This window comes from Nocardia brasiliensis NBRC 14402, from assembly GCF_000308475.2.
In the GTDB taxonomy this organism is placed as follows: Bacteria; Actinomycetota; Actinomycetes; order Mycobacteriales; family Mycobacteriaceae; genus Nocardia; species Nocardia brasiliensis.
In genome coordinates this window covers 294,311-316,238 of record NZ_BAFT02000027.1, presented here as the reverse complement: position 1 = coordinate 316,238, position 21,928 = coordinate 294,311, and the positions used below count along the sequence as shown (strand labels likewise).

Here is a 21,928-nt window from a genome sequence, read left to right as displayed (position 1 = left end):
GTCTCAGCCCCAGACGATCTCGTAGTACTTCCAGACCGCGCCGATCAGGGCGACGACGGTGGCCACGATGACCGTGACCGCCGGGCCGACCGTGGGGGTCCGTCCGGCGATGTTGGTGAGCCGCAACGGCATCCAGCGCAGCAGCACGGCGAAGGCGACGAGCGCCAGCGGCACGAAGTAGCGGCCCTGCACGCCGTCGATGATGTAGTAGCCGACCGGGGTGAACGACATGTACAGCGTCACGTAGATCATCGCGACGCTCGCCGCGACGGTGAGCGCGACGAGCAACGTGCGCCGGAAGGTGGCGGCGCTCATCCGATCCGCGATGCCGATGCTCACCGCGAAGGCGAACAGGCAGGCCAGCATGGTCAGGGCGGGCACGTCGATGTAGGCGAAGCCGAGCTCACCGAAGAACTGGCTGAACCACCGCTCGTCCCGCAGCGCGATGCTCTCACCGAACACGCTGATGAAATGCCCTGGGTCGGTGAGGATTCCGTGCAGCTGGTCACCCGGTCGCACCGAGCGCCACTGGTGCTCCGGCCGCATCAGGCCCATGCCGTCGCCGGTGGGCGCCGCGATCTTCATCCAGCCGGCGAAGGCGATACCGCCCAGCCCCGCGAAAACCCAAGGGAGCGCGCGTCGCCAGCCGGTGAAGCCGAACCGCTGCGCGGGCACGAGCACCACCAGCATCGCCAGCAGCACGTAGGTGGGCTTGCTGACGGGCAGCAGCACCGTAGCGGCCAGTAGCGCACCGGTTTCCACCCGGCCGAGCCGGTCGCCGAGGAACAGCGCCTTCACCAGCAGCGCCGAGACCATGATGGCCAGCGCGTTGGTCATCGTGTCCGCGGTGACGGTGCCCGCCTGGAACACCGCGATCGGCAGTGCCGCGACGGTGAACGCCAGCCACTGCACCCGATGCTTGCGCAGCGCGTACAACCCGAAGCCGACCACGGCCAGATAGCAGAGCAGCCCGGCCAGCCTGGTCAGCGCGACCATCCCGCCGACATCCAGGCCGAACACCTCGGCCAGCCGAATGCCAACGGCGGCAGGGATATACGGCACGGGTGAGTAGGCGGCGGTGTTGGTGAACCAGACCGGTTCGGTCGCCTCCGACACCGCGGCGCTGCCGAGCCGGTCGTAGGCGCCGGGGTCGGCGACCATGCGGTCCGGCTCGTCGGGGTTGGTGGTGTAGTCCTTCAGCGCGTAGCCCATCAGGGCGGTGATGCTCGTCGGGACTTCGCCGCCGTAGGCGACACCTCGGTCGTCATGGATCTTTTGCGGTAGGAACCCGCCGTGCGCGACCTGGTAGGCGCGGCCGAACTGGGTGATCTCGTCATGTCCCCAGAACGGCGGGGTGAGCACCGTGAACAACCCGCCGAAGATCGCGACCAGCACGGTGAAAGCAATGGTCGCCGCGCCGAAACGCTCGACGACGCGCGCGCCCGCGGTGGCTACCGCGGCTTTGCTCGCCTTCGGCTCGTCGCCTGCGATATCGGGTCGCGCCGACGGCGTTGCGCCGGGCGCGGTCTCGTTCGGCGCCTGCGTCGTTTCGCTGTGCTCAGCCGTGGTGCTGTCCGCCGAAGTGGTCACCGTCCGGCCCCGCCGGTGCGGGCGTCACCGCCGTTGCCGTTCGGATGGAAGTCGTCCGCGCTCACCGCGGAGTAGCGCAGATACACCAGTCGCGCGGCCTCGTGCCGGGAGCGCCGGATGCCGTCCAGGATCAGGCCCGCGGTCCAGGCCAGGCTGCCGAGCAGCAGCAAGGTGAACGCGAGGAACAGCGTCGGGAACCGGGGCACCTCGCCGGTGTTGTAGAACTCGACCACGATCGGGATGCTCAGGATGATCGAGACCAGCCAGCTCAGCGTGCCGAACAGGCCGTAGAACGCGACCGGCCGCTCGTGCCGGGCCAGGCCGATGATCAGCGCCAGGATCTTGAAACCGTCGTGGTAGGTGCGCAGCTTGCTCTCGCTGCCGGCCGGGCGGTCGCGGAAACCCACCGGCACCGCGGTGCGCGGTACTCGCAGGTGCAGCGAATGCACGGTCAGTTCGGTCTCGATCTCGAACTCGCGCGAGACGGCCGGGAAGCTCTTCACGAAACGGCGGGAGAACACCCGGAAGCCGCTCAGCATGTCTTCGACGTTCTCGCCGAAAACCTGCCCGACCACGCCGTTGAGCACCTTGTTCCCGGTCTCGTGACCGGCCCGGTACGCCGAGCCGCTCTCGTCCTGCTTACGCACGCCGAGCACGTGGTCATACGGGCCGTCGAGCAGCGTCTTGATCATCAACGGTGCGGCCGACGCCTCGTAGGTGTCGTCGCCGTCGATCATCAGATAGACATCGGCCTCGATATCGGCGAAGGCGCGGCGGACCACATTGCCTTTGCCCTTGGTGTACTCGTGGCGCACGATCGCCCCCGCGGCGCGGGCACGTTCGGCTGTCTTGTCCGTACTCAGATTGTCGTAGACGTAGACAACGATCCCCGGCACGGCAGCCTGAAGGTCGGCGACGACCTTGGCGACCGAAGCCTCTTCGTTGTGGCACGGCACCACTGCGGCAATACGAAGCTCGGTGGAGTCCACCCGGGTCAATCCTCGCGATCGGTGGTGAATGTGGGAACACCGGGAGGGTACAGGGAACGCACCGGCGACGCGTGCCCGACCTCACCGCTGCGACCGAGGAATTTTGCGGCGCGGTCGGTGAGGGCGGCCCTGCGGTACCGTCGGGCCGTGCCAACCAGTGAGTCGACCGCGCAGGCGGGCGAGACCGTGTCAGCCGCCGGGGGATCGATGGTGCGGAAGGTGCTGACCGCGTTGCGGCAGGGCAGTGCGTTCCTGGTCGTCGGCGCGATCGGGTTTCTCGTCGATGCGGGCACCTACAACCTCCTGGTCTTCTGGGGTGGCGAAGGCCTGCTCTATCACTACCCGCTGCCCGCCAAGATCATCGCGATCGCGGTCGCGACAGTGGTCACCTACTTCGGCAACAAGTGGTGGACCTTCGCGCACAAGAAGACCGACAATCCCGGGCGCGAATATCTGTTGTACGCGGTGTTCAATGTCGTCGCGATCGGCCTGCAACTGGGGTGCCTCGGCTTCTCCCGGTACGTGCTCGACCTGTCCTCGCCGCTGTCGGACAATATCTCCGGCACGCTCATCGGGCAGATCGTGGCCGTGGTCTTCCGGTATTGGGCCTACGACAAGTTCGTTTTCACCGGCGCGGCCGAGCGCGCCGAGGCGACCGACGGTGACGGCACAGCGAATTCCCAGCAATAGCATGGGACACGGCGGCTTCAGCGCCTGAGCAGGCAGCTACCGAGGGTGATTGATATCCTCACCCCCGCCGCGAACGGCATCCAGGGGCGTGTCTGTCCCGTCCGGCACGATAACGATTTCGAGGACTTCATGGAGCAGTCGGCTACCCAGGCCGTTACCGAAACGAAAGATCGAGCGACGGCCGTTGACGCCCCGGCTTCGCTGCGCTCCGACCATCGGGCGCCGGACCGGCTGGTGCTGCAGCGCGGCATCTTCACCGGACCGTCGGCCAAGGTCAGCGACGAGCTGTACGCCGTCGTCAAGGGCCGCGCCCACCGGGAGCGTCAGGCGCTGCGGCTGGAAAAGGGCGCCGCCGCGCACACCAACACCTACTTCGGCCGTTTCGCCGCCAGCTACTGGCAGCGCTGGACCACCGTCACCGAAGTACGCGTGACCATGGTGCTGGACGTGGTCAAGAAGGCGAAGCTGCGCCTGGTCGCCTCCGATATCGCGGGGCACCGCCGCATCATCGACACCGCGCAGGTCACCGCGAGCGGGCCGGTGACGCTCTCGGCCACGCTGGACCAGTACGTCGACGGTGGCGCGATCTGGCTCGAATTCGACGCTGTCGGTGGCGATCTCGGTATCACCGAGGTGAGCTGGACCAGTGCGGCGCCGGACCACATCCGTCCCGTCGCCATCGCCATCTGCACCTTCAACCGCGCCGAGGATTGCGCGCACACCGTCGCGGCGCTGGCCTCCGACGCGGTCGTGCTCGGCGCGATCGACGCGGTGTACGTCGTCGACCAGGGCACCGACCTGGTGCAGAACCGGCCGCTCTATCAGGAGGTGGCGCCGACCTTCGGGGACAAGCTGCGCTACATCCGCCAGCCCAATCTCGGTGGGGCGGGCGGCTTCACCCGCGGGCTCTACGAGGTGTCGGCCGCCAACGAGCACGCCGACGTCATCCTGATGGATGACGACATCCTGTGCGAACCCGAAACCGTGTTGCGGCTCAACGCTTTCGCCAACATGACGGTGGAACCGACCCTGGTCGGCGCGCAGATGCTGTTCCTGCTCAACCCCGATTACCTGAACGTCGGCGCCGAAGAGGTGCATCTGCAGGATCTGCGGCACGGGCAGAAGGTGCCGAAGGCGTTGCGCAACACCAGCATGCTCAAGCGCAACCAGGAACGGCGCGTGGACGCCGGCTACAACGCCTGGTGGACCTGCCTGATCCCGGCCGAGGTGGTCGCCGAGATCGGGCTGCCGGTGCCGATCTTCTTCCAGTGGGACGACGTCGAATACGGCATCCGGGCCCGAGAGAGCGGTTTCGTCACGGTCACCCTGCCGAACGCGGCGGTCTGGCACGCGGACTTCTACTGGAAGGACTACGACGACTGGGCGCGCTACTTCAGCACGCGTAACTCGCTGATCGTCGGCGCCTTGCACACCGATCTGGACGGAAAGGCGATCACCCGCAAGCTGTTCCGGGAACTGTCCGAGCAGCTGGTCGCCATGCAGTACGGTTTGGTGCACACCACGCTGCAAGGTATCGAGGATTTCTTGCAGGGCCCGAAGGTGTTGCAGGACGGCGGCATCGCCGCGCTCGCGGCGGCCCGCACCAGTCGCGCCGACTACGCGGAGACCAAGAAGCATCCCGCTTCGACGCCGCCGGTGCGTTCCGGTGACATCCAATTACGCCGTGCCACCGGCGAACCCAGCCGTCCGCTGCTCGTGTTGATCAAACGGGCGATCAACCAGTGGTTCGGCCGCACCCAGCACGGCGTTATCGGCGTCACCCGCGAAGACGCCTACTGGTGGCATGTTTCGCTGTTCGATCATGTCGTGGTCACCGACGCTTCCCAGTCCGGTGTCCGGGTCCGGCAGCGCGACAAGGCCCGCGCCCGCCAACTCCTGCGCCGCACCTTCCACGTGCTGCGCCGCCTGCGCCGCGAACTCCCCACCCTGCAACAGCAATACCGCGCCGCCGTCCCCGACCTCACCAGCCGCGCCAACTGGGAACGCCTCTACGGCATCACCCCCGAATAGCCCACCCCACCACGAGCCGCCCCGCACCTCTGCCGGGCGGCTCGCGGTCGTTCAGGTCTCGATTCGCCGCTACCCGAAAACCTCCGCATGCCACCAGCGCTCAGGATCGCTGAACCAAGGCCCCACGCGCTCGGCGTCGAGAACCCGCAACTGCTTCAGATCGATGTCGTATCTCCGATACAGCGCAATGAGTTCCCGCAACCCGTCCTCGTCCACCGCCTCGAGCCGCACCGTCAAATACAACGTGCGCAGTTCCCCGCGATAAGACTCCACACACCGAATCCGGTCGAGCCACCCGAAGAACCCAGCCTCATCCAGCGCCGAATAATAGGTAACCCCGGCAGCCTCGATCACCACCTCGCCCACCCCACTCATCGCGACTTCCCACCCGGATACACGTTCGTATACCCACCTTTCTTCTCTTGGACGTCCCAGTGCGGCCCACCGTGTGCGGTCGAACCCTGCCCCGTCGGAACCCATACCCGCCCATCGGCATCAAGCCAGCCGGACCCCTTACCGTTCGGGTTGGGCACCCACTTGTCACCGTCCTTCGGTGGCACGAACCCTTCGGCGTCGCCCGGTCGCCCCGGTGCTTTGGGTCCGTTGGGGTCGTACGCGTTGGCGGGCGGCTTGTAGTTCGAGTTGAATGTCGTCTCGCCTGCGATCGACAGGATGGTCAGTCCGGTGATGGTGGCCAGCGCGGTGGCGGCCAATGCCGCAGTGCTGAACTGGATTCCGGCCAATCCGCTCACGAACGTGCCGATCACTCCGGCGATCGCCGTCGCCGCGGAGTCGAGCGCGGGACCTTCCACTGTCGCCGCGCGGGGGTTACGAATCCACACGCAGGTCACGGCGATCACGACCGACGCGACGACCAGAGTCGCGGCTACCTGGGTGTTGATGTCCGAGTGCAGTCCCGCGAGCGCGACATGGTGTTTGCCGGTCGTCGTCGCGAGATCATCTGCGGCCAGCTTGATTTCGCCTGCGTTGGTGGCGAGTGTCCGGAGATGTTCGGTCAGGTTCGGTATGTCCGGTGCGTCGAACTTGGCCAAGCCGTCGGCGACGACTCGCAGGCGTGTCTGCGCGGCGAAGATCGTGTCGTCGTCGGCGAAGGTCTTCCAGGCTTTGGCGGCCTTCTCCAGCTTTGCGGTGTCACCGTTGGGAACCTCGCCACCCGCGAGCTTGGCCGTGATCTTCTCGTACAACTCGGGAAACTCGGTCTGCAGCCCGGGGCCGTTGTCTCGTGACGATGCGACGCCGACGACAACCGCAGCGCCGTAAGGCAATTCGGAAGGAATTTGCCGCGGACAGGCCGGGCCGACGCCTTTGTTCGGGTCGCGATTGGCCGCGTAGTTGGCGCACTCCCAGTTGTATCCAGACGCGATGAGAATGTCCCCGAAATGCGTCAGCGCCCTGGCGAATCCGGTTGCCGCAGTGGTGAAGGCCCCACCGCGCTCGTCATAGCTCTGCGACCAGGCCTTCGCCGCCTGGTAATTTCCGGCCATCCCGCCGGTCTCGAGCAACGCCGTCTGTAGCGGGTTGTAGGCCGCTTGGAACTCCTTCGAGAGCTTGTAGCAGGCATCCGCGGCGGTGTAGTAGGTCTGTGGTGCGACGCCGACCATGTCAGCCCCCCGTCATTCGCACGTTGACTTCGATCGCTCGAGCGTACGAATCGTGCGCGGCCTGCGCCGCCTGCTCCATCTGTGCCAGCCCGTCGAGAAGTTCACGGGCTCCGGCCATCCAGTCCCGATGTTCCTCGGCATAGGCCGTCGCTGCCGCGCCGGTCCACTGCCCGCTCTGTGCGACGCCCTGCACGCGGCTTTCCAATTGCTCGAGTTGGTCGGCGAAGAACTCCTTGAAGCCACGGGCACGTGCGGTCACTTGGTCGATGTGCTCGAGGTCGAAATGAAATTCCGAGGTCATGGCGTCAGTCCAATCGCAGCGAGCTGATCGACGAGGCGTTCGTCTCGTCCCGCTCCTGCAGCGTCGATGCACTGAAACCGAGTTTTGCCGCCAGCTCCGTGAGCGCGTCCCACGCCTGCATGGCGCCGTCCTGCATTTCGTCCCACCCGGTGCGGTAGCCGTCGGCGGCGCTGCCCTTCCAGGTGCTGAACAGTGCCTGTACTTCCCGATCTAACGCGGTCGAGCCTGATTTCAGCTGCTCCGCGATGTCGTAGGCGAATTTGCCGATCGCCTTCACCTCATCCGGCACCGCCTGCATCGGCGTCTCGCCTGTTGTCATGGTTTCGTCCTCCCCTTACCACGGCAGTGCTGAGAGCATAACGACCGAAAGGCCACCTTCAGCTTGGGCGGTGGGCTGAAGGTGGCCTGGGGGAGTGCGTCAGAGGAAGAGGTCGGTGGTCAGGGGGCCGTCGCCGGGGACTACGCGGTATTTGTCGAGGTCGGTGATGCCGTGGGCGGCGAGGACGTCGTCATCGATGAAGAAGTTGCCGGAGGTGTCCTTGGCGGGGGAGGTGAGGACGAGGTAGGCGGCGTCGGCGTAGATGTCCGGGGTGCGTGAGGTGGCGATCATTTCTTCGCCGCCGAGCAGGTTCTTGACCGCGGCGGTGGCGATCGTGGTGCGCGGCCACAGCGAGTTGACGCCGATGCCGTCGTTCTTCAGTTCCTCCGCCAAACCCAGTGTGGTGAGCGACATTCCGTACTTGGCGATGGTGTAGCCGAGCGACGCCCCGGCCCACTTGGGGTCGAGGTTGAGCGGCGGCGAGAGGGTGAGGATGTGCGGGTTGCGCCCCGCCGCCGCCGACGCGCGCAGGTGCGGGATGCTCAGCTTGGCGAGCAGGAAGCTGCCGCGGCAGTTGATGTCCTGCATGAGGTCGTACTTCTTCATCGGCAGCAGATCGGTGGGGGACAGGTCGATCGCCGACGCGTTGTTCACCACGATATCGATGCCGCCGAACCGTTCCACGGTCTGCCGGACCGCCTCCGCGACCGATTCGTCGCTGCGCACGTCGCCGACGAACGGCAGCACCTGGCCGCCGGCCTGCTCGAGCTCCGCCGCGGCGGTATGAATGGTGCCGGGCAGCTTCGGATGCGGCTGATCGGTCTTGGCGATCAGCGTGATGTTCGCGCCGTCGGCCGCCGCCCGCTTGGCGATCTCCAAGCCGATGCCCCTGCTACCACCGGACATGATCATCGTCGCGCCCGCGAGCGGCTTCGATCCCGATTCCGTCATGTGACCTGCTCCTGTCGTCCATGCCGCAGGTGGGCCCCGCGGCCTTCCGCACTTCGCACACTAAGCGTAACCCCCATTACTATGCAACCAGTTGCATAGGGGGAGTGCGTGAACTTCCTCTCTTACGACAGGACGCCGGGCGGGTGGTGCCGATCGCCGACTGCACCACCCGCCCGGCCACTGTTCAGCGGCGCGACCCGCGCTCCCGATAGATCTGCCGCTGCTGTTTGGTGATCTCGCGCAGTTGGCGATGCCGCTCCGCCTGCAACCGCTGGTCGGTGCGCGCCGCCATCCAGGCGTTCTCCTTGGCCAGCTTCCGATAGCTGTCGAACCGGCGCTGGGTCAACTCACCGCTGTCGATGGCCGCCAGTACCGCGCACCCGGGCTCACCGTTGTGTGCGCAATCGCCGAAACGGCATCGCGCGGCCAAGGATTCGATATCGCTGAAGGTCTTCTCGATACCTTCGGCGGCATCCCACAGGCCGATCCCGCGCAGTCCCGGTGTATCGATGAGCGTGCCGCCATTGGGCAGCGGCCGCAGCTCCCGATGCACGGTGGTGTGCCGGCCCTTCTTGTCCGCGGCGCGAACGGCGTTGGTGGCGAACACTTCTTGCCCGAGCAGCGCATTGGCGAGGGTGGATTTACCCGCGCCCGACGGACCGATCAGCGCGACCGTCCCGTCGAGTACCGCGGTGAGCACATCGAGCCCGGCTCCGGTCTCGGCGCTCACCGTGAGCACCGTGGCGCCGGGTGCGACGGCCTGCACCGCGTCGAGCGGAATATCCACTGCCGCATCGGCTTTGGTGAGCAGGACGACCGGCTGGGCGTTGCTCTCCCAGGCCAGCGCGAGCATCCGTTCGATCCGTCCGAGATCGACATCGGCGTCGGCCGCCGTGCAGATCAGGACCGTGTCGACATTGGCGGCCAGCACCTGTCCGTGGGACCGGCCGGAGACCGAGGACCGCATGATCACCGATCGGCGCGGCAGCAGTTGCCGGACCGCGGCGTCGGCGTCGACGCTCACCCAGTCACCGGTGCACAGGCCGCTGACCTCGGCATCGGCTCGTGGACAACGGGCCCGCGCGAGCCCGGTGGGTGTCGCCACATCGCATTCGCTGCGGTCCATCCGAATCACTCGGGCGGGCACGCAGTTCTCTTCGATCAGCGCGGTGTACTCCTCGGCTACGGCTTCGGTCCAGCCGTAAGGGACAAGAAGGTCGTACTCGACCATGATGGAGGGAATCCTTCGTCGGGCACCGAGCCCGTACCGGACTCAGCGACTGGAGATGAGGGTGGAGGTCCGTGTGGCGGCGTGCATGCGCACAGCTCGTCCGGGCACGGCAATCCGAACAGTCCTAGCCACGGTCCACACCTCCTCGTCTCTCTCGCAGTTGGCCCTCACCATCGCATGCGTGCCGAGGGCACGCAACCGAATTAAATCCGCGCCGCTACCCGCGTGGGTCCGGTTTGCCGAACTGCTCGTGCCGGCCCAGCGAGCGCAGGTGGAACCATTCGCGCAGCCCGGCCGGGTCGCGCCGGGTGACCAGGAAGAACCAGGAGAAGCGGATCCATTCCTGCGGCAGCAGCTTGCGCATGCCGGGCTGCGACATCAGGTAGCCGCGGTTGCGATAGGTGAAATAGCGCTTGACCGGGTCGTCGGGGTACTGGGTGTGCATCCGCCCGCCGAGGATCGGCTTGAATTCCGCGGCGCCGTTGGGATGCAGGTACGCGGTCTGCAAACAGGTGCCGAACGGCAGCCCGGAGCGCACCAGCCTGCGATGCACCTCGACTTCATCGCCGCGCACGAACAGGCGCAGGTCGGGCACACCGATCACGTCGACGGCCTTGGCGGAGATCAGCGCACCGTTGAACAGCGACGCGATGCCGGGCAGGAAATCCTCGTCGCCGAGTTCGGAGCGCAGCCGCCGCCACACCACGCCGCGGCGCAGCGGGAAGGCCAGCCGATCCGGTTCGTCGATATCGCACACCACCGGCGACACCTCGACGAGTCCGTGCCGGCGAGCGCAATCCAGCAGGGTGGCAAGCACTTCCGCACCGTCGGGGCGACCGTCGTCGTCGGCCAGCCAGACCCAGTCCGCGCCCATGCTCAGCGCGTGCAGCATGCCGAGCGCGAAACCGCCTGCGCCGCCGAGGTTGTGCGCCGAACCGAGGTAGGTGGACTCGATCGGCTGATCCCGGACCAGTTCGGCCACCTCGGCCTCGTTGGCATTGTCGATCACGATCAGGTGATCGACTGGACGTGACTGGGAGGCAATGACTTTCAGCGACTCGGCGAGCAGTTCGCGGCGCTTGTGCGTGACCACCACGGCCACGATGCGCGCGTCCGGCCCGGTGCCTGCGGGGGTCACCGCGCTCGAATCAGAGCCGCCCACTACGGGTTCCGCCGCGGGGTCACCGGGCGTCGCCGATGCGGAGTCGACCTGGGCGGCCGCCCCTGTCTCGATCGGGGTGTCCTGCCCGGTCGGCTCACTCATACCTGGTTCCGCTCCAGTTCTCGTCCGTTTTCCATGGCCCGTTCGGCTTCCAGTTCGCGCAGCACGGTCGCGACGTGGTTGCCCGCGTCCGGACCTTCATAGGCTCGCACCACTTCTTCGATACCGCCGCGCAAACGGATCTCGCCGTGATCGATCCACAGCGCGGTATCGCAGAGTTGTGCGAGAAATTCGTTGGAATGGCTGGCGAATACCAGGATGCCCGATCGGGCCACCAATTGCTGCAGGCGCAGCCGAGCTTTCTTCATGAATTCCGCGTCCACCGCACCGATGCCCTCGTCGAGCAGCAGGATCTCGGGGTCGATCGAGGTGACCACGCCCATCGCGAGGCGGACCCGCATACCGGTGGAGTAGGTGCGCAGCGGCATGGACAGGTATTCGCCCAGATCGGTGAAATCGGCGATCTCATCGATCTTGGACAGCATCTGCTTGCGCGTCTGTCCGAGGAAAAGACCGCGGATGATGATGTTCTCGTAGCCGGAGATCTCCGGGTCCATGCCGACGCCGAGGTCGAACACCGGCGCCACCCGGCCGCGGATGCGCGCGCTGCCGCGCGACGGTTCGTAGATGCCCGAAAGCAGCCGCAGCAGTGTCGATTTGCCCGCGCCGTTGTGTCCGACCAGGCCGACCTTGTCGCCTTCTTTCAGCGACAGCGTGATGTCGCGCAGCGCCTCGACCACCACCACGTCGGACTTGTTGCGCCCGATGGCGCCGCCGGCTTTGCCGAGGAACGCCTTCTTCAGCGACCGCGATTTCGCGTCGAAGATCGGGAATTCGACCCAGGCCTGGCGGGTTTCGATACTCACATGCTCGGTCATCGATCCGCTCCTAAACCCAGTACGGCACGCGCGAACGGAATTGCTTCATCGCGAAGATGGCGACGATCCAGCCGACCACCGTGATGGCGCCGACGATCAGCCAGTGATACAGGTGCTGGTCGTCGCCGAGCAGTGGGGCGCGGATGATCTCCAGATAGTGGAACGTCGGCACGATCTCGGCCAGCTTCGCGCGCTCGCTGACCTGCCCGCCCTGCGCCTCGAGGCTCTTGGTATTCCACATCACCGGGGTCAGCACGAACAGCATCAGCGTGAGGCTGCCGAGGATCGGCGCGATATCGCGATAGCGCGTGCTGAAGATGCCGAACACGATCGACACCCACATCGCGTTGAGGAACAGCAGTCCCAGTGCCGGAATCGCGAATATCGCGGTCCAGTGCAGCTTTTCCCACACACCGAACGCGACGAGCACCACGAAATAGATCAGCATGTTGTGCGCGAAGAACAGCAACTGCCGCCAGACCAGGCGATAGACGTGCACGCTCAGCGCCGAGGGCAGCTGTTTGATCAATCCCTCGTTGGCGATGAAGACATCGGAACCCTCGAGAATGCTCGCGTTGATCACATTCCAGACGATGATGCCGACCGCCACATACGGCAGGTAGTCCTTGACCGGCTGACCGAGCAGCGCGGAATACAGCAGGCCGATCGCCGCCGCCTGCACACCCGTCGCGATGGTGATCCAGAACGGGCCCAGCACCGAACGGCGGTACCGCTGCTTGATGTCCTGCCAGCCGAGCGAGAGCCACAGCTCGCGCTGCCCGAAGCCGACGCGGAAGTCCTTGAAGGCGCGCTGGAAGGTCTGCGAATCCGAGGTGATCGGCGCATCGTCGGCCGGTTCGGTGGGCGCGGCAGCCGATTGCTCGTCCGCCGCGGTCGCCTTCGACACGGCCGGAGCCTCCCCGGCGCTCACCGAGCCTGCTTCCGGCTGGCTGTCCTCGGCGCGCGCCACAGCGGCGTCGGCGTCTGGACGCGCGGATTCATCGGAACGCTCGGACTCAACGGAACGCTCGGGGTTTTCTGAACGCACTGAGCTGTCATCTGAACGCACTGAGCTCTCTTCACGACGCCCCGGACTCTGATTCGAGTCGGGGCGAGCGGCAGCGGCGGGCACGGTGCCCGAGCCTACCCTTGGACATTCGTACCGACCCGCGTGGCACACACGGGCCGGTGCCTCTCACAGCCGTGATGCGGGACTCACAAATACTGCCCGGAACCGCCGGTGACGTGATTCGCCGGCCCGCCGCGCGGGTCCGCCGCGTGGATGCCGGGCGGTAGCGCGCCCTGGCGCATCTGCTCGAGCTGGGCTCGGGCGGCCATCTGCTGGGCGAACAGCGCCGTCTGGATACCGTGGAACAGCCCTTCCAGCCAGCCGACCAACTGGGCCTGGGCGATCCGCAGCTCCGCGTCCGACGGAATGGCGTCGTCGGTGAACGGCAGCGTGAGCCGCTCGAGTTCGTCGCGCAGTTCCGGAGCCAGGCCCTGCTCCAGCTCGCGCACCGACGACTTGTGGATGTCCTTGAGCCTGCTGCGGCTCGCGTCGTCGAGCGGAGCGGCGCGCACCTCTTCGAGCAGTTGCTTGATCATCGTGCCGATCCGCATGACCTTCGCGGGCTGCTCGACCATGTCGGCCAGCGATTCGCCCGCGTCGTCGCGATCGTCCGACTCGCCCTTCTTGTCCTCGTCGGTCACCACCTGCGCGGTGAAGGGCGCGTCCGATGCGGCCTCCGCCGGGATGACCAACGGGCGGCCGTCCGGTCCGACGACGACGATGTGGTCCGGTGACTCATCCGATTGCGTCATGGTCCCTATCATGTCGCGTTGCCGCCGAACGCGCTAAAGGGGCTGCGCTGAGAGTCGCGCGCGGCGGCGCGACGAGCTGTCGCACCGGTGTGCCCGGTCCCCGCCCTGGCGACGCGGCGGCGTTCTATTCTGTTCGGGTCGTGTGGTTCGGATTTGCTGAAAGTCGGTTGCCATGCTGAGTCCCAGGTCGCTGTGCCCCCGTGCGGAAGCGGAGGGGAACACGGTTACACAGGCTCGCCCGCTGCCCTTAGAGTGGCCAACATGACTTACGACGTCGCGAGGGTTCGGGGCCTGATACCGTCCCTCGGCGACGGCTGGATTCATCTCGACCCGCAGGCGGGCATGCTGGTGCCCGATGCGGTATCCCGCGCGGTCTCAACGGGTTTCCGAACGTCCTCTTTTTCGCATATCGGCCGCAACGGCGCGGCGGTGCGCAGCGCCGCCATCCTGGACGCGGCGCGCGAGGCGGTGGCCGATCTGGTCGGCGGCGATCCGGCGGGCGTCGTGCTGGGCCCCGACCGCGCGGTCCTGCTGGCCTGGCTGGCCGAATCGCTGAGCTCGCGGCTCGGGCTGGGCACCGGCATCGTGCTGTCCCGGCTGGACGACGAAGCGAATGTCGCCCCCTGGCTGCGCATCGCCAATCGTTACGGCGCGCACGTGCGCTGGGCCGAGGTGGAGATCGAAACCTGCGAGATGCCCTCCTGGCAGTTCGAGGAATTGATCGGCCCCACCGCGCGACTGGTCGCGCTCACCGCCGCCTCGCCGATCGTCGGCTCCGCGCCCGCGGTCCGGGTGGCCGCCGACCGGGTGCACGAGGTGGGTGGGCTGCTCGTCGCCGACGCGTTCGGCGCGGCACCCTATGCGCTCATCGACATCGACGAACTCAACGCCGACGTGGTCGCGCTCAGCGCCCCCGCCTGGGGCGGCCCGCAGATCGGCGCGCTGGTCTTCCGCGACCCGGCCTTCCTGGACCGGATTCCGTCGATGTCGTTGAACCCCTACGCGAAGGGCGCCGAGCGGCTCGAGGTCGGTGGGCATCAGTACGCCCTGCTCGCCGGGCTCACCACCTCGATCGACTTCCTGGCCGGCCTGGACGAGCGGGCGCGCGGCAGCAGGCGCCAGCGCCTGGAAATGTCGATCACGTCGCTGCAGGACTACCACGATCAGCTGTTCGAGCATTTGATGGATGTGCTGGAGAAGATCCCCGGCCTGACCGTCATCGGCCGCGCCTCCACCCGAATCCCCACCGTCAGTTTCACTCTCGCGGGCATGCAGGCCGAGAAGGTGGCCGCCAAGCTGGCCGACAACCGGATCGGCACGGTCAGCGGGGTACACGGCGGCAGCAGGCTGCTCGACGCGCTCGGCGTGAACGACGAAGGTGGGGCGGTAACCATCGGTCTCGCGCCCTACACCACCAAATTCGAGATCGATCAGCTGGGACGGGCGCTCGTCGCGTTGGAGTGAGACCGCGAGGTGTTGTGCGCCGCGCGCGAATTAGCCTGCCGCGCAGGTGATCTCTCGTCGCGCACGTGTTCGCTTGCTGTGCACGTAATTGCCTGTTGTGCACGTATTTGCTCGCCGTGCAGGTGCTCGCGTGTTGCGCGCGCATTTGCTCGCCGTGCACGTACTCGCCTGCCCGCGTGCAAATTCGCCTGCCGTGCAAGTGATTTCCTGTCGCGCACGTGTTCGCCTGCCGTGCACGCATTTGCCTGCTGCGCACATATTCGCCTGCCGCACACGTATCTGCCCGCCGCGCACGTGTTCGCCTGTCGCGCACGTGTTCGCACGCCGCGCGCGTATTCGCCGACGAATCCGCGCGCGGCGCGACAATTCGCGCGCGGGAGTCAGGGTTTGCGGATCTGCAAGGTGACCTTGCCGAACGCGTCGCCGGATTCCAGCAGCCGATGTGCCTCGCCCGCTTCGGCGACCGGCACCTCGGCGTCGATGACGGGGACGACGCTGCCGTCGGCGACCAGCGGCCACAGGTGCCGCCGCACCTCGGCGATGACCGCCGCTTTGCTGCCGACGCCGGTGGCCGGCCGGTTCCGCAGGTTCGTCGCGTGCACGCTGCCCCATTTCCGTAGCAGCGCACCGAGATTCAGCTCGCCGGTCGCGCCGCCCTGCATCCCGATCACCACGAGATGGCCGAAGTTCGCCAGCGCCTCCACATTGCGGGACAGGTAGGCCGCGCCCATCAGATCCAGGATGACGTCGGCGCCCGACCCGTCCGCGCGCACGGCGGCGACGAAATCGTCGTCGCGGTAGTTGATCAGCAGGTCCGCGCCGAGTTCCTGGCATCGGCGCAGCTTCTCGGCCGAGCCGGCCGTCACCGCGACGCGCGCGCCCAGGCCGCGGGCCACCTGGATCGCATGGGTGCCGATGCCGCTGCCACCGCCGTGGATCAACAGCAGTTGACCGGCCTGCAAGCCCGCCGTCATGACCAGGTTCGACCACACGGTCGCCGCCACCTCGGGCAGTCCCGCGGCCGCGCCGAGATCCAACCCTTCGGGGACCGGCAGCAATTGCGCCGCCGGCGCAACCACTTTCTCGGCATACCCGCCACCGGACAGCAGCGCGCACACCCGGTCGCCGACCTGCCAGTCGTGCACACCGGCGCCGAGTTCGGCGATGACACCGGAACATTCGAGCCCGAGCACCTCGCTCGCGCCCGGCGGCGGCGGGTAGTGCCCTTGGCGCTGGAGCAGATCGGCGCGGTTCACGCCGGCCGCCGTCACCTCGATCAGCACTTCGCCGGGGCCGGGCACCGGATCCGGCGCCTCGGCCCACTCCATCACCTCGGGTCCGCCGAAACCGTTCAGCTTGATCGCATGCACGAGACCCATACTGCCCCTGTACCCGCCCGCGCGGGCGGCGGCCCCGGTCGCCGCACCGCAAACCTCGCGCTTCGATCTGTGCGATGGCACAAAATCTTGCTGTGGCGAACGGCCTGCAGACCTACTCCGTCGGTAGTCCGGTATGGCTTTCTCGCACCAGGGATCTCCCCAGTTCGCCCGGCTTAGAATGAGCACCGTGCACCCCGAATCGAGCAGTCCCGTTGCGGCCGAACCGAGGTGGCTCACCCCGGCGCAGCAACGAGCCTGGCGGGCTTATATGGACGGACATCAGCGCCTGATGACCGCGCTGAACCGGCAATTGCAACGGGACAGCGACCTGAGCGTCGCCGAGTATCGCATCCTCGTCCTGCTGTCCGAAGCGCCCGGCCGATCCCTGCGGATGAGCGAACTGGCCGACGGCGTGCTTTCCTCCCGCAGCCGCCTCACCCACCAGATTCGGCGGCTGGAAGCCGAGCGGATGGTGCGCCGCAACACCTGCCTCGAGGACGGCCGCGGCGTGCTCGCCGAACTGACCGACGAAGGCATGCGCCGCCTCGAAGCCGCCGCTCCCGGCCACGTCGACGCCGTCCGCCGCGATTTCGTCGACCTGCTCACCCCGCACCAGCTAGAGGTCATCGCCGAGGTCTTCGCCCGCGTCGATCAGGAAATCGGAACGCGCCCCCTCTGACCCGTCCGCTACCATCGTGATCCTGGAGACGTGGCAGAGCGGCCGAATGCACTCGCCTTGAAAGCGAGCGTCGCGAGAGCGACCGGGGGTTCAAATCCCTCCGTCTCCGCTCAGAGGCCCCGCCGCACGTTCAGCCACCCGAAGGTGCGGCGCGCCACCAAGGGGGAGTTCATGCGCGACGCGTTCAAGGTCTGGCCGCAGTGAGCGGTCGGCGGCGAGTGCTCTTCGCGACAGAGGTGAATCCGCAGTGGGCTCCGGTTCTCACGTCCGCACCCCTCGAACTGATCCTGGCCGAAAGTCTGCCCGACCTGTGCAGTGAGCACGGCCTACCCGCTGTCGAAACGCGTTCCTGCACAGTGCGTTCCAGCGGCCCAGGCTCCGAACTGCCGACTGCCCGCTCCTTCCTGCGATCCATGCGCTGGCCCTGGCAGCCCCGCGAGTCGCGCGGGCCGGACGCTCTGCTTCGATTCGCATGTCCGGCGTGCGAATACTGCCTATACGAGGTCAGTAGATTCCGGCGGTTCGCCGTGCTGGCTGTGCTCGCTGTCGTCCTCACCTTCGCCGCGATTGCCGCCGCTCGCCTCCTCCACCTCGACCAGCTCTCCGTCCCCCTCGCCTTCGCGGTCATCCCCGGCTGCTTCCCCATTGCCCTAGCCGTCGCCGTCGTCGCTTGGTCCCGGTCCAGCTACTTCGCCGACGTCTGGCTGACGGATTCGACCGACTACCTGGTTGTTTCCGCGCACTCCGACTTCGCCGACGCGGTGGAACAACGTCGTTTCGACGAGCGCCGCAACCCCGCTCCGCCCTCTGCGTGATACTCCCGATCCTTTGACGAGCCGAGCTCTCATCAAACCTTAGGAACTAACCTTTGATGAGAAGCTTCGCTGTCAAAGGTTAGATCTCATACTTTCTGGGCGAAGCGATGCGGGCTGATCGGGGACCACCGGCTACCTCGCGCACGACGTTCTCGACCTGGTGGGCGTGGCGGAACGGCGGCTGGCGAGTACGCACTTCGATACGCGGATCAGCCCACCGCGCCGGTCGGTAGCTGCCAGGCCCGCTAGGAAGCCGCCTGCACGTCGTCCGTAGCCATTCGAGTTTGCCTCCCGATACGCCGGGTACCCGGCCGTCGACTGGGAGGTCTCACCATGACAGAAACGCATACCGGAGCGCCGGGTGACACCCGGTCCGTGGCAGAGCTGGTCAACGACGCCACCGAGCAGGTGAGCAGGCTGGTGCGGGACGAGATTCAGCTCGCCCGGCTGGAGGTGCAGCAGAAGGGCAAGTTGATCGGCCGGGGCGCCGGGCTTGCCGGGGTCGGCGCGTTGCTCGGCCTGTACGGCGGTGCCGCGTTGGTCGCGGCGGCCGTTTTCGCGTTGGCGATTCCGCTGCCCGGGTGGGCGGCCGCGTTGATCGTCGGCGCGGTGCTGCTGATCGCGGCCGCGCTGTTCGCGGTGCTCGGCAAGAAGGACGTCGAGCGCGCGGTTCCGCCGGTGCCGCAGGAAGCCGCCGCGGGCGTCAAACAGGACATCGAAACCATCAAGCACGGGAGCCACTCATGAGCGACTCGAAACGCGCCAAGGCCGAGGATCCGATCGTGAGCGGGCCGATCGACGAGGAAGCATTGCGCCAGGACCGCGACGAGACGAGAGAGCAACTGGGCCAAACGGTTTCAGAGCTCACCGACAAACTCGACGTCAAGGCGCGGGCCAAGGACAAGCTGCACGATACCGCCGACAACGCCCGCGCGAAGGCGGCTTCGGTGGCCGACAACGCGAAGACCACCGCGGCCGAAAAGACCGCGCAGGCAGAGGAACTCGTGTCCCGTAAGGCTACGGAGGCGAAGGAGGTCGCCGGAATCGCCGCGGACCAGGCCAAGAACGAGGCCCGCCGATTGGCGGACCGGGCCGAGGCCGCGACACCCGATTCCGTGGTGACCGGTGGCAAACAGGCGGCCGGCTTCGCCCGCCGTCAGCCCGTTCCGCTCGCCGTGGCGGCGGCGTTCGCGGCCGTGCTGGTGTGGTGGATCGTGCGGAGGCGGCAGGCGTGAAAACTCTCTACAAGCCGCTCGGCATGCTGGTGAGCATCGTCGGTGGACTCGCGGCCAACGCGGCGTTCATTCGGGTGTGGCGTGCCGTGAGCGGCGAGGATCAAGCTCCCACCGCCACCGCGCGCAACCGCACCTGGCGTGAAGTGCTGCTCGCCGCCGCCCTGCAAGGCGCGATCTTCGGCTTGGTCAAAGCGGCCATCGATCGCGCGGGCGCCACCGGCTATCAGTCCCTCACCGGCACCTGGCCCGAATAGTCACTCGAAAAGCCCCGTCCCGCACATCGTTTCGAGGGGCGGGGTTCAGCAACGCCGCCAGTCGATGTAGTGGCTCCACTGCGGATGCGGCGTCCCGCAATCGCCCCACGCGTCGATCACGATGCCGAACTCCATCGGCGCGCCCGCGCACGAGGCGGTCGACGGGGTGCCGGGTGACACCGTCGGTCCCGGTGCCGACCATTGCCCGGGGAATGGAATCGTCACAGGACCTGCGATCAACGGCATGATGCCCACGCATCGCACTCCGGCCCGATGTACCCCGTCCCCGCCCGCACAGTGCGATGTCGCGGCCGTCACGCCACGATCAACTCCGCAACCTTCCGGCGCCGCACCCGCCACACCGCCGCCCACCATCGACATCCCCGCCCCGAGCCCCACCGCCGCGACGGCCCCGGCCACTCCACGCAACAAGTTCTTCATCCCGCTCCTCCCGATGCAGTCCCGAACATTCCGATTGTCCGAAGATCGGCGGACGGTAAGCCCTCGTTACCCGCGCCAACTGCCCGGACGCAGAACAGCCCTCGCCAGGAAGGGGCCTGTTTCGCGTCTTGAAGGTCGACGAAGGCGAGTTCAGGGACGCCGGGAGCAATCCCACGACTGCCCTTGATGCCCCGGGCAATAGACCTTGATCGTCTTGTAGTCGCGCAGTCCGTAACTCCCGTTCGGGCCCTTTGGATCGGTATAGACGTACTTGGCTTCGAGTTCATACGTGCCCTGCTTGACCGGCATCCATTGCACGGTCGCGGTGCCGTTCGTCGCCGCGACCGGCTTCAGGCAGTTGATGATGCGATCGACGTTGTAGCAGAAAGTGGCCGTCCCTTCCATCGGCGGTTCGACGGTGATCGTCAACGCATAGGTCGACCACACGGAGTAGGTGCCGTTGTCGGAGGTCATCGTCAGCCGGGCTTCGGCCGCGGCAGCAGTGGGCGCGGCAAGCACGGTGACCGCCGCGGCGACCGCAGCGCCGAGCCCGAACCGGCGCATGCTCGAAAAAGCTCTGACCACGGAAGTGCCCCCTCATCTCCCAGTTCTGCACAGACCTACGGCTGCGCCGTATCCGCCCCGCACGCTATCTGAAACGTGTTCTATCGGGCGGGGTGAACGGGTAGGGCTTCGACGCGGGTTTCAGCTACCAACGGCCTATCCGCGCAAAGCGTGAGACGAAAAGCCCTCGTCCTCAGCACTTCTCGCGACTACACAACCGGCCTCCGACTACGGCCCCCCGAAACCTAAGCAGCGAGGGCAACCCCGCCGAGTCGAGCGCCTTGAAATCCCGCATACTGCGCGACTCGGGCCACCAGCGCACATCGTCACCCAGACAACAGAACAGCCCCTCCGTGCGGAGAGGCTGTTCTGAATTGTGCGGCTGAAGGGATTCGAACCCCTAACCTTCTGATCCGTAGTCAGATGCTCTATCCGTTGAGCTACAGCCGCATGGGTATTCAGTTGTGTACCCGGTTACCCGGGTGTGGCGGAGGCGAGAGGATTTGAACCTCCGGTCCCCGTGAAGGGACAACTCATTAGCAGTGAGTCCCATTCGGCCGCTCTGGCACGCCTCCTGGAGCCTTCTCTTCGAGGGCACCGGTCCTTTCGAACCGCCGAGCATGAAGGTTACAGGAGCTGCTGTCCAGATCGCAAAACGGCTGGTTATCAGCGTAAGTTGCTGTCGAACCAGTCGAAAATACGGGTCTGTGAATCGACCAGGGTGCTGTCGTCTTCGACGTCGGGATGGTCGGCCCGGTGCCGCAGTCCCGGATAGCTGACGACCAGGCTGGCGACGGCGGCCCGGCCGGTCGCGTCGCGGAGTCGTTCGACCTCGGCGGGCGGCGTGGCCGGGTCGTCGGCGCCGAACAGCCCGAGCCACGGGGCTTGCAGGCTCGGAGCTACCCGGACCAGAGCGTCGGCCTGTTCGGTGAGCGGCTCGACGATGCCGGGCGCGGCGACGCTGACGGCGGCGCCGACCGGGCGGTTGGTGGCGACGAGGAACGCGGCGGTGCCGGCGGTGTCGAAGCCGAGCACGCCGATGGTGTCGGGGAAGACACCGCGCCGGGTCAGCCAGTCGAAGCAGGCGTCGAAGTCGTCGAAGAGCTCGTCGCCGAACACCTCCTGCGCCGGTTCGTGCCCGGTCCGGTGAAAGAGGTTGGGCGCCACCACGGTCCAGCCTTCGGAGGCCAGGGCGCTCATCAGGGCGAGCAGCGCGCCGGTGAACTCGCGGGACTCGTGCAGCATCACGATGCCGCCGCGCGCGTTGCCTTCGGGCTCCACCACGATGATGGGCACCTGGGTGTCGGTGGACGGATGCGCGGGCGCGGCTCGGTGCTCGGGTGCCGGCTCGTCACCGCGTAAGGGGGCAAGGTCGTTGTAAGTGCCCGACATGAAACCAGGGTAGGGCGACTTCGTGCTCTGCGGTAGAAATTGCTGCTGAGAGCCTATCGG

24 protein-coding genes and 3 tRNA genes are annotated in these 21,928 nt (G+C 66.9%); 9 read left to right on the top strand and 18 right to left on the bottom strand.

All coding sequences use genetic code 11. From position 1 onward, the window contains the following. Positions 1-3 precede the first annotated feature (3 nt). Together TY25_RS07950 and TY25_RS07945 are read right to left on the bottom strand one after the other, a co-directional pair. The gene (locus TY25_RS07950; RefSeq protein WP_042255157.1) at positions 4-1,590 is read right to left on the bottom strand and encodes a DUF2142 domain-containing protein; all 1,587 of its coding nucleotides are present in this window, start codon (positions 1,588-1,590) and stop codon (positions 4-6) included. Beyond that, the gene (locus TY25_RS07945; protein ID WP_042255156.1) at positions 1,587-2,579 is read right to left on the bottom strand and encodes a glycosyltransferase; all 993 of its coding nucleotides are present in this window, start codon (positions 2,577-2,579) and stop codon (positions 1,587-1,589) included. Before TY25_RS07945 ends, TY25_RS07950 begins: the two co-directional genes overlap by 4 nt. Before the next feature lie 147 nt (positions 2,580-2,726). On the opposite strand from TY25_RS07945, the gene TY25_RS07940 reads away from it, so the two are divergent. After that, positions 2,727-3,269, top strand: coding sequence for a GtrA family protein (locus tag TY25_RS07940; RefSeq protein WP_226887100.1), 543 nt, complete (start codon positions 2,727-2,729; stop codon positions 3,267-3,269). Positions 3,270-3,398: 129 nt separating this feature from the next. Then, complete coding sequence (locus tag TY25_RS07935) at positions 3,399-5,300, top strand: glycosyltransferase (RefSeq protein ID WP_029894074.1); 1,902 nt, start codon at positions 3,399-3,401, stop codon at positions 5,298-5,300. Between the two features lie 69 nt (positions 5,301-5,369). On the opposite strand, the gene TY25_RS07930 is transcribed toward TY25_RS07935, so the two are convergent. The 10 genes from TY25_RS07930 to TY25_RS07885 all read right to left on the bottom strand — a co-directional run bounded on the left by TY25_RS07930 (position 5,370) and on the right by TY25_RS07885 (position 13,645). After that, complete coding sequence (locus tag TY25_RS07930) at positions 5,370-5,675, bottom strand: hypothetical protein (protein WP_042255154.1); 306 nt, start codon at positions 5,673-5,675, stop codon at positions 5,370-5,372. Continuing rightward, positions 5,672-6,922 carry a polymorphic toxin type 37 domain-containing protein gene (locus tag TY25_RS07925; protein WP_042255152.1) on the bottom strand — a complete coding sequence of 417 codons (1,251 nt, stop codon included), beginning with the start codon at positions 6,920-6,922 and terminating at the stop codon, positions 5,672-5,674. Before TY25_RS07925 ends, TY25_RS07930 begins: the two co-directional genes overlap by 4 nt. Before the next feature lies 1 nt (position 6,923). Continuing rightward, on the bottom strand, positions 6,924-7,223 hold the full coding sequence (locus tag TY25_RS07920; RefSeq protein ID WP_042255150.1) for a WXG100 family type VII secretion target: 300 nt from the start codon (positions 7,221-7,223) through the stop codon (positions 6,924-6,926). A 4-nt stretch (positions 7,224-7,227) separates the two neighbouring features. After that, the gene (locus tag TY25_RS07915; protein ID WP_042255148.1) at positions 7,228-7,542 is read right to left on the bottom strand and encodes a WXG100 family type VII secretion target; all 315 of its coding nucleotides are present in this window, start codon (positions 7,540-7,542) and stop codon (positions 7,228-7,230) included. A 99-nt stretch (positions 7,543-7,641) separates the two neighbouring features. After that, the gene (locus TY25_RS07910; protein ID WP_014981008.1) at positions 7,642-8,493 is read right to left on the bottom strand and encodes an SDR family oxidoreductase; all 852 of its coding nucleotides are present in this window, start codon (positions 8,491-8,493) and stop codon (positions 7,642-7,644) included. A 184-nt stretch (positions 8,494-8,677) separates the two neighbouring features. Next, positions 8,678-9,724, bottom strand: a complete 1,047-nt coding sequence (gene rsgA, locus TY25_RS07905) for a ribosome small subunit-dependent GTPase A (RefSeq protein ID WP_042255146.1) — start codon at positions 9,722-9,724, stop codon at positions 8,678-8,680. A gap of 217 nt (positions 9,725-9,941) precedes the next feature. Then, the gene (glfT1, locus tag TY25_RS07900) at positions 9,942-10,988 is read right to left on the bottom strand and encodes a galactofuranosyltransferase GlfT1 (RefSeq protein WP_226887099.1); all 1,047 of its coding nucleotides are present in this window, start codon (positions 10,986-10,988) and stop codon (positions 9,942-9,944) included. Beyond that, positions 10,985-11,824, bottom strand: a complete 840-nt coding sequence (wzt, locus tag TY25_RS07895; protein ID WP_014981011.1) for a galactan export ABC transporter ATP-binding subunit Wzt/RfbE — start codon at positions 11,822-11,824, stop codon at positions 10,985-10,987. Before wzt ends, glfT1 begins: the two co-directional genes overlap by 4 nt. 10 nt (positions 11,825-11,834) lie before the next feature. After that, entirely contained in the window at positions 11,835-12,662 is an 828-nt protein-coding gene (gene wzm, locus TY25_RS07890) for a galactan export ABC transporter permease subunit Wzm/RfbD (RefSeq protein ID WP_042255277.1), read from the bottom strand. Positions 12,663-13,039: 377 nt separating this feature from the next. Beyond that, positions 13,040-13,645, bottom strand: coding sequence for a bacterial proteasome activator family protein (locus tag TY25_RS07885; RefSeq protein WP_029894059.1), 606 nt, complete (start codon positions 13,643-13,645; stop codon positions 13,040-13,042). 261 nt (positions 13,646-13,906) lie between these two features. Between TY25_RS07885 and TY25_RS07880 the strand changes: the two genes are divergently transcribed. After that, positions 13,907-15,109 (top strand): cysteine desulfurase-like protein, encoded by a 1,203-nt coding sequence (locus TY25_RS07880; RefSeq protein WP_029894056.1) that lies wholly within the window; start codon positions 13,907-13,909, stop codon positions 15,107-15,109. 380 nt (positions 15,110-15,489) lie between these two features. On the opposite strand, the gene TY25_RS07875 is transcribed toward TY25_RS07880, so the two are convergent. Then, complete coding sequence (locus TY25_RS07875; RefSeq protein ID WP_042255276.1) at positions 15,490-16,479, bottom strand: NAD(P)H-quinone oxidoreductase; 990 nt, start codon at positions 16,477-16,479, stop codon at positions 15,490-15,492. Between the two features lie 187 nt (positions 16,480-16,666). Between TY25_RS07875 and TY25_RS07870 the strand changes: the two genes are divergently transcribed. From TY25_RS07870 to TY25_RS07840, 6 genes are all read left to right on the top strand, one after another. Continuing rightward, positions 16,667-17,167 (top strand): MarR family winged helix-turn-helix transcriptional regulator, encoded by a 501-nt coding sequence (locus TY25_RS07870; RefSeq protein ID WP_042255145.1) that lies wholly within the window; start codon positions 16,667-16,669, stop codon positions 17,165-17,167. A 24-nt stretch (positions 17,168-17,191) separates the two neighbouring features. Then, positions 17,192-17,276 (top strand) — tRNA-Ser (locus TY25_RS07865). A gap of 418 nt (positions 17,277-17,694) precedes the next feature. Continuing rightward, positions 17,695-17,982, top strand: a complete 288-nt coding sequence (locus TY25_RS07855; RefSeq protein WP_146154107.1) for a hypothetical protein — start codon at positions 17,695-17,697, stop codon at positions 17,980-17,982. Between the two features lie 333 nt (positions 17,983-18,315). Next, on the top strand, positions 18,316-18,729 hold the full coding sequence (locus TY25_RS07850; protein WP_042255141.1) for a phage holin family protein: 414 nt from the start codon (positions 18,316-18,318) through the stop codon (positions 18,727-18,729). Then, positions 18,726-19,217: a DUF3618 domain-containing protein gene (locus TY25_RS43940; protein WP_052382866.1), complete on the top strand. Its 492-nt coding sequence runs from the start codon at positions 18,726-18,728 to the stop codon at positions 19,215-19,217. The genes TY25_RS07850 and TY25_RS43940 overlap by 4 nt, the downstream gene beginning before the upstream one ends. After that, positions 19,214-19,471 carry a DUF4235 domain-containing protein gene (locus tag TY25_RS07840; RefSeq protein WP_172595732.1) on the top strand — a complete coding sequence of 86 codons (258 nt, stop codon included), beginning with the start codon at positions 19,214-19,216 and terminating at the stop codon, positions 19,469-19,471. Before TY25_RS43940 ends, TY25_RS07840 begins: the two co-directional genes overlap by 4 nt. Positions 19,472-19,516: 45 nt before the next feature. On the opposite strand, the gene TY25_RS43935 is transcribed toward TY25_RS07840, so the two are convergent. From TY25_RS43935 to TY25_RS07815, 5 genes are all read right to left on the bottom strand, one after another. Next, the gene (locus TY25_RS43935) at positions 19,517-19,696 is read right to left on the bottom strand and encodes a hypothetical protein (protein ID WP_146154106.1); all 180 of its coding nucleotides are present in this window, start codon (positions 19,694-19,696) and stop codon (positions 19,517-19,519) included. Between the two features lie 366 nt (positions 19,697-20,062). Continuing rightward, positions 20,063-20,497, bottom strand: coding sequence for a hypothetical protein (locus tag TY25_RS07830; protein WP_236639099.1), 435 nt, complete (start codon positions 20,495-20,497; stop codon positions 20,063-20,065). A gap of 356 nt (positions 20,498-20,853) precedes the next feature. Beyond that, positions 20,854-20,926: transfer RNA gene (locus tag TY25_RS07825), tRNA-Arg, on the bottom strand. 35 nt (positions 20,927-20,961) lie between these two features. Beyond that, positions 20,962-21,051, bottom strand: a tRNA-Ser gene (locus tag TY25_RS07820). Positions 21,052-21,142: 91 nt separating this feature from the next. Then, complete coding sequence (locus TY25_RS07815; protein WP_042255135.1) at positions 21,143-21,868, bottom strand: dienelactone hydrolase family protein; 726 nt, start codon at positions 21,866-21,868, stop codon at positions 21,143-21,145. Between the last annotated feature and the right edge of the window lie 60 nt (positions 21,869-21,928).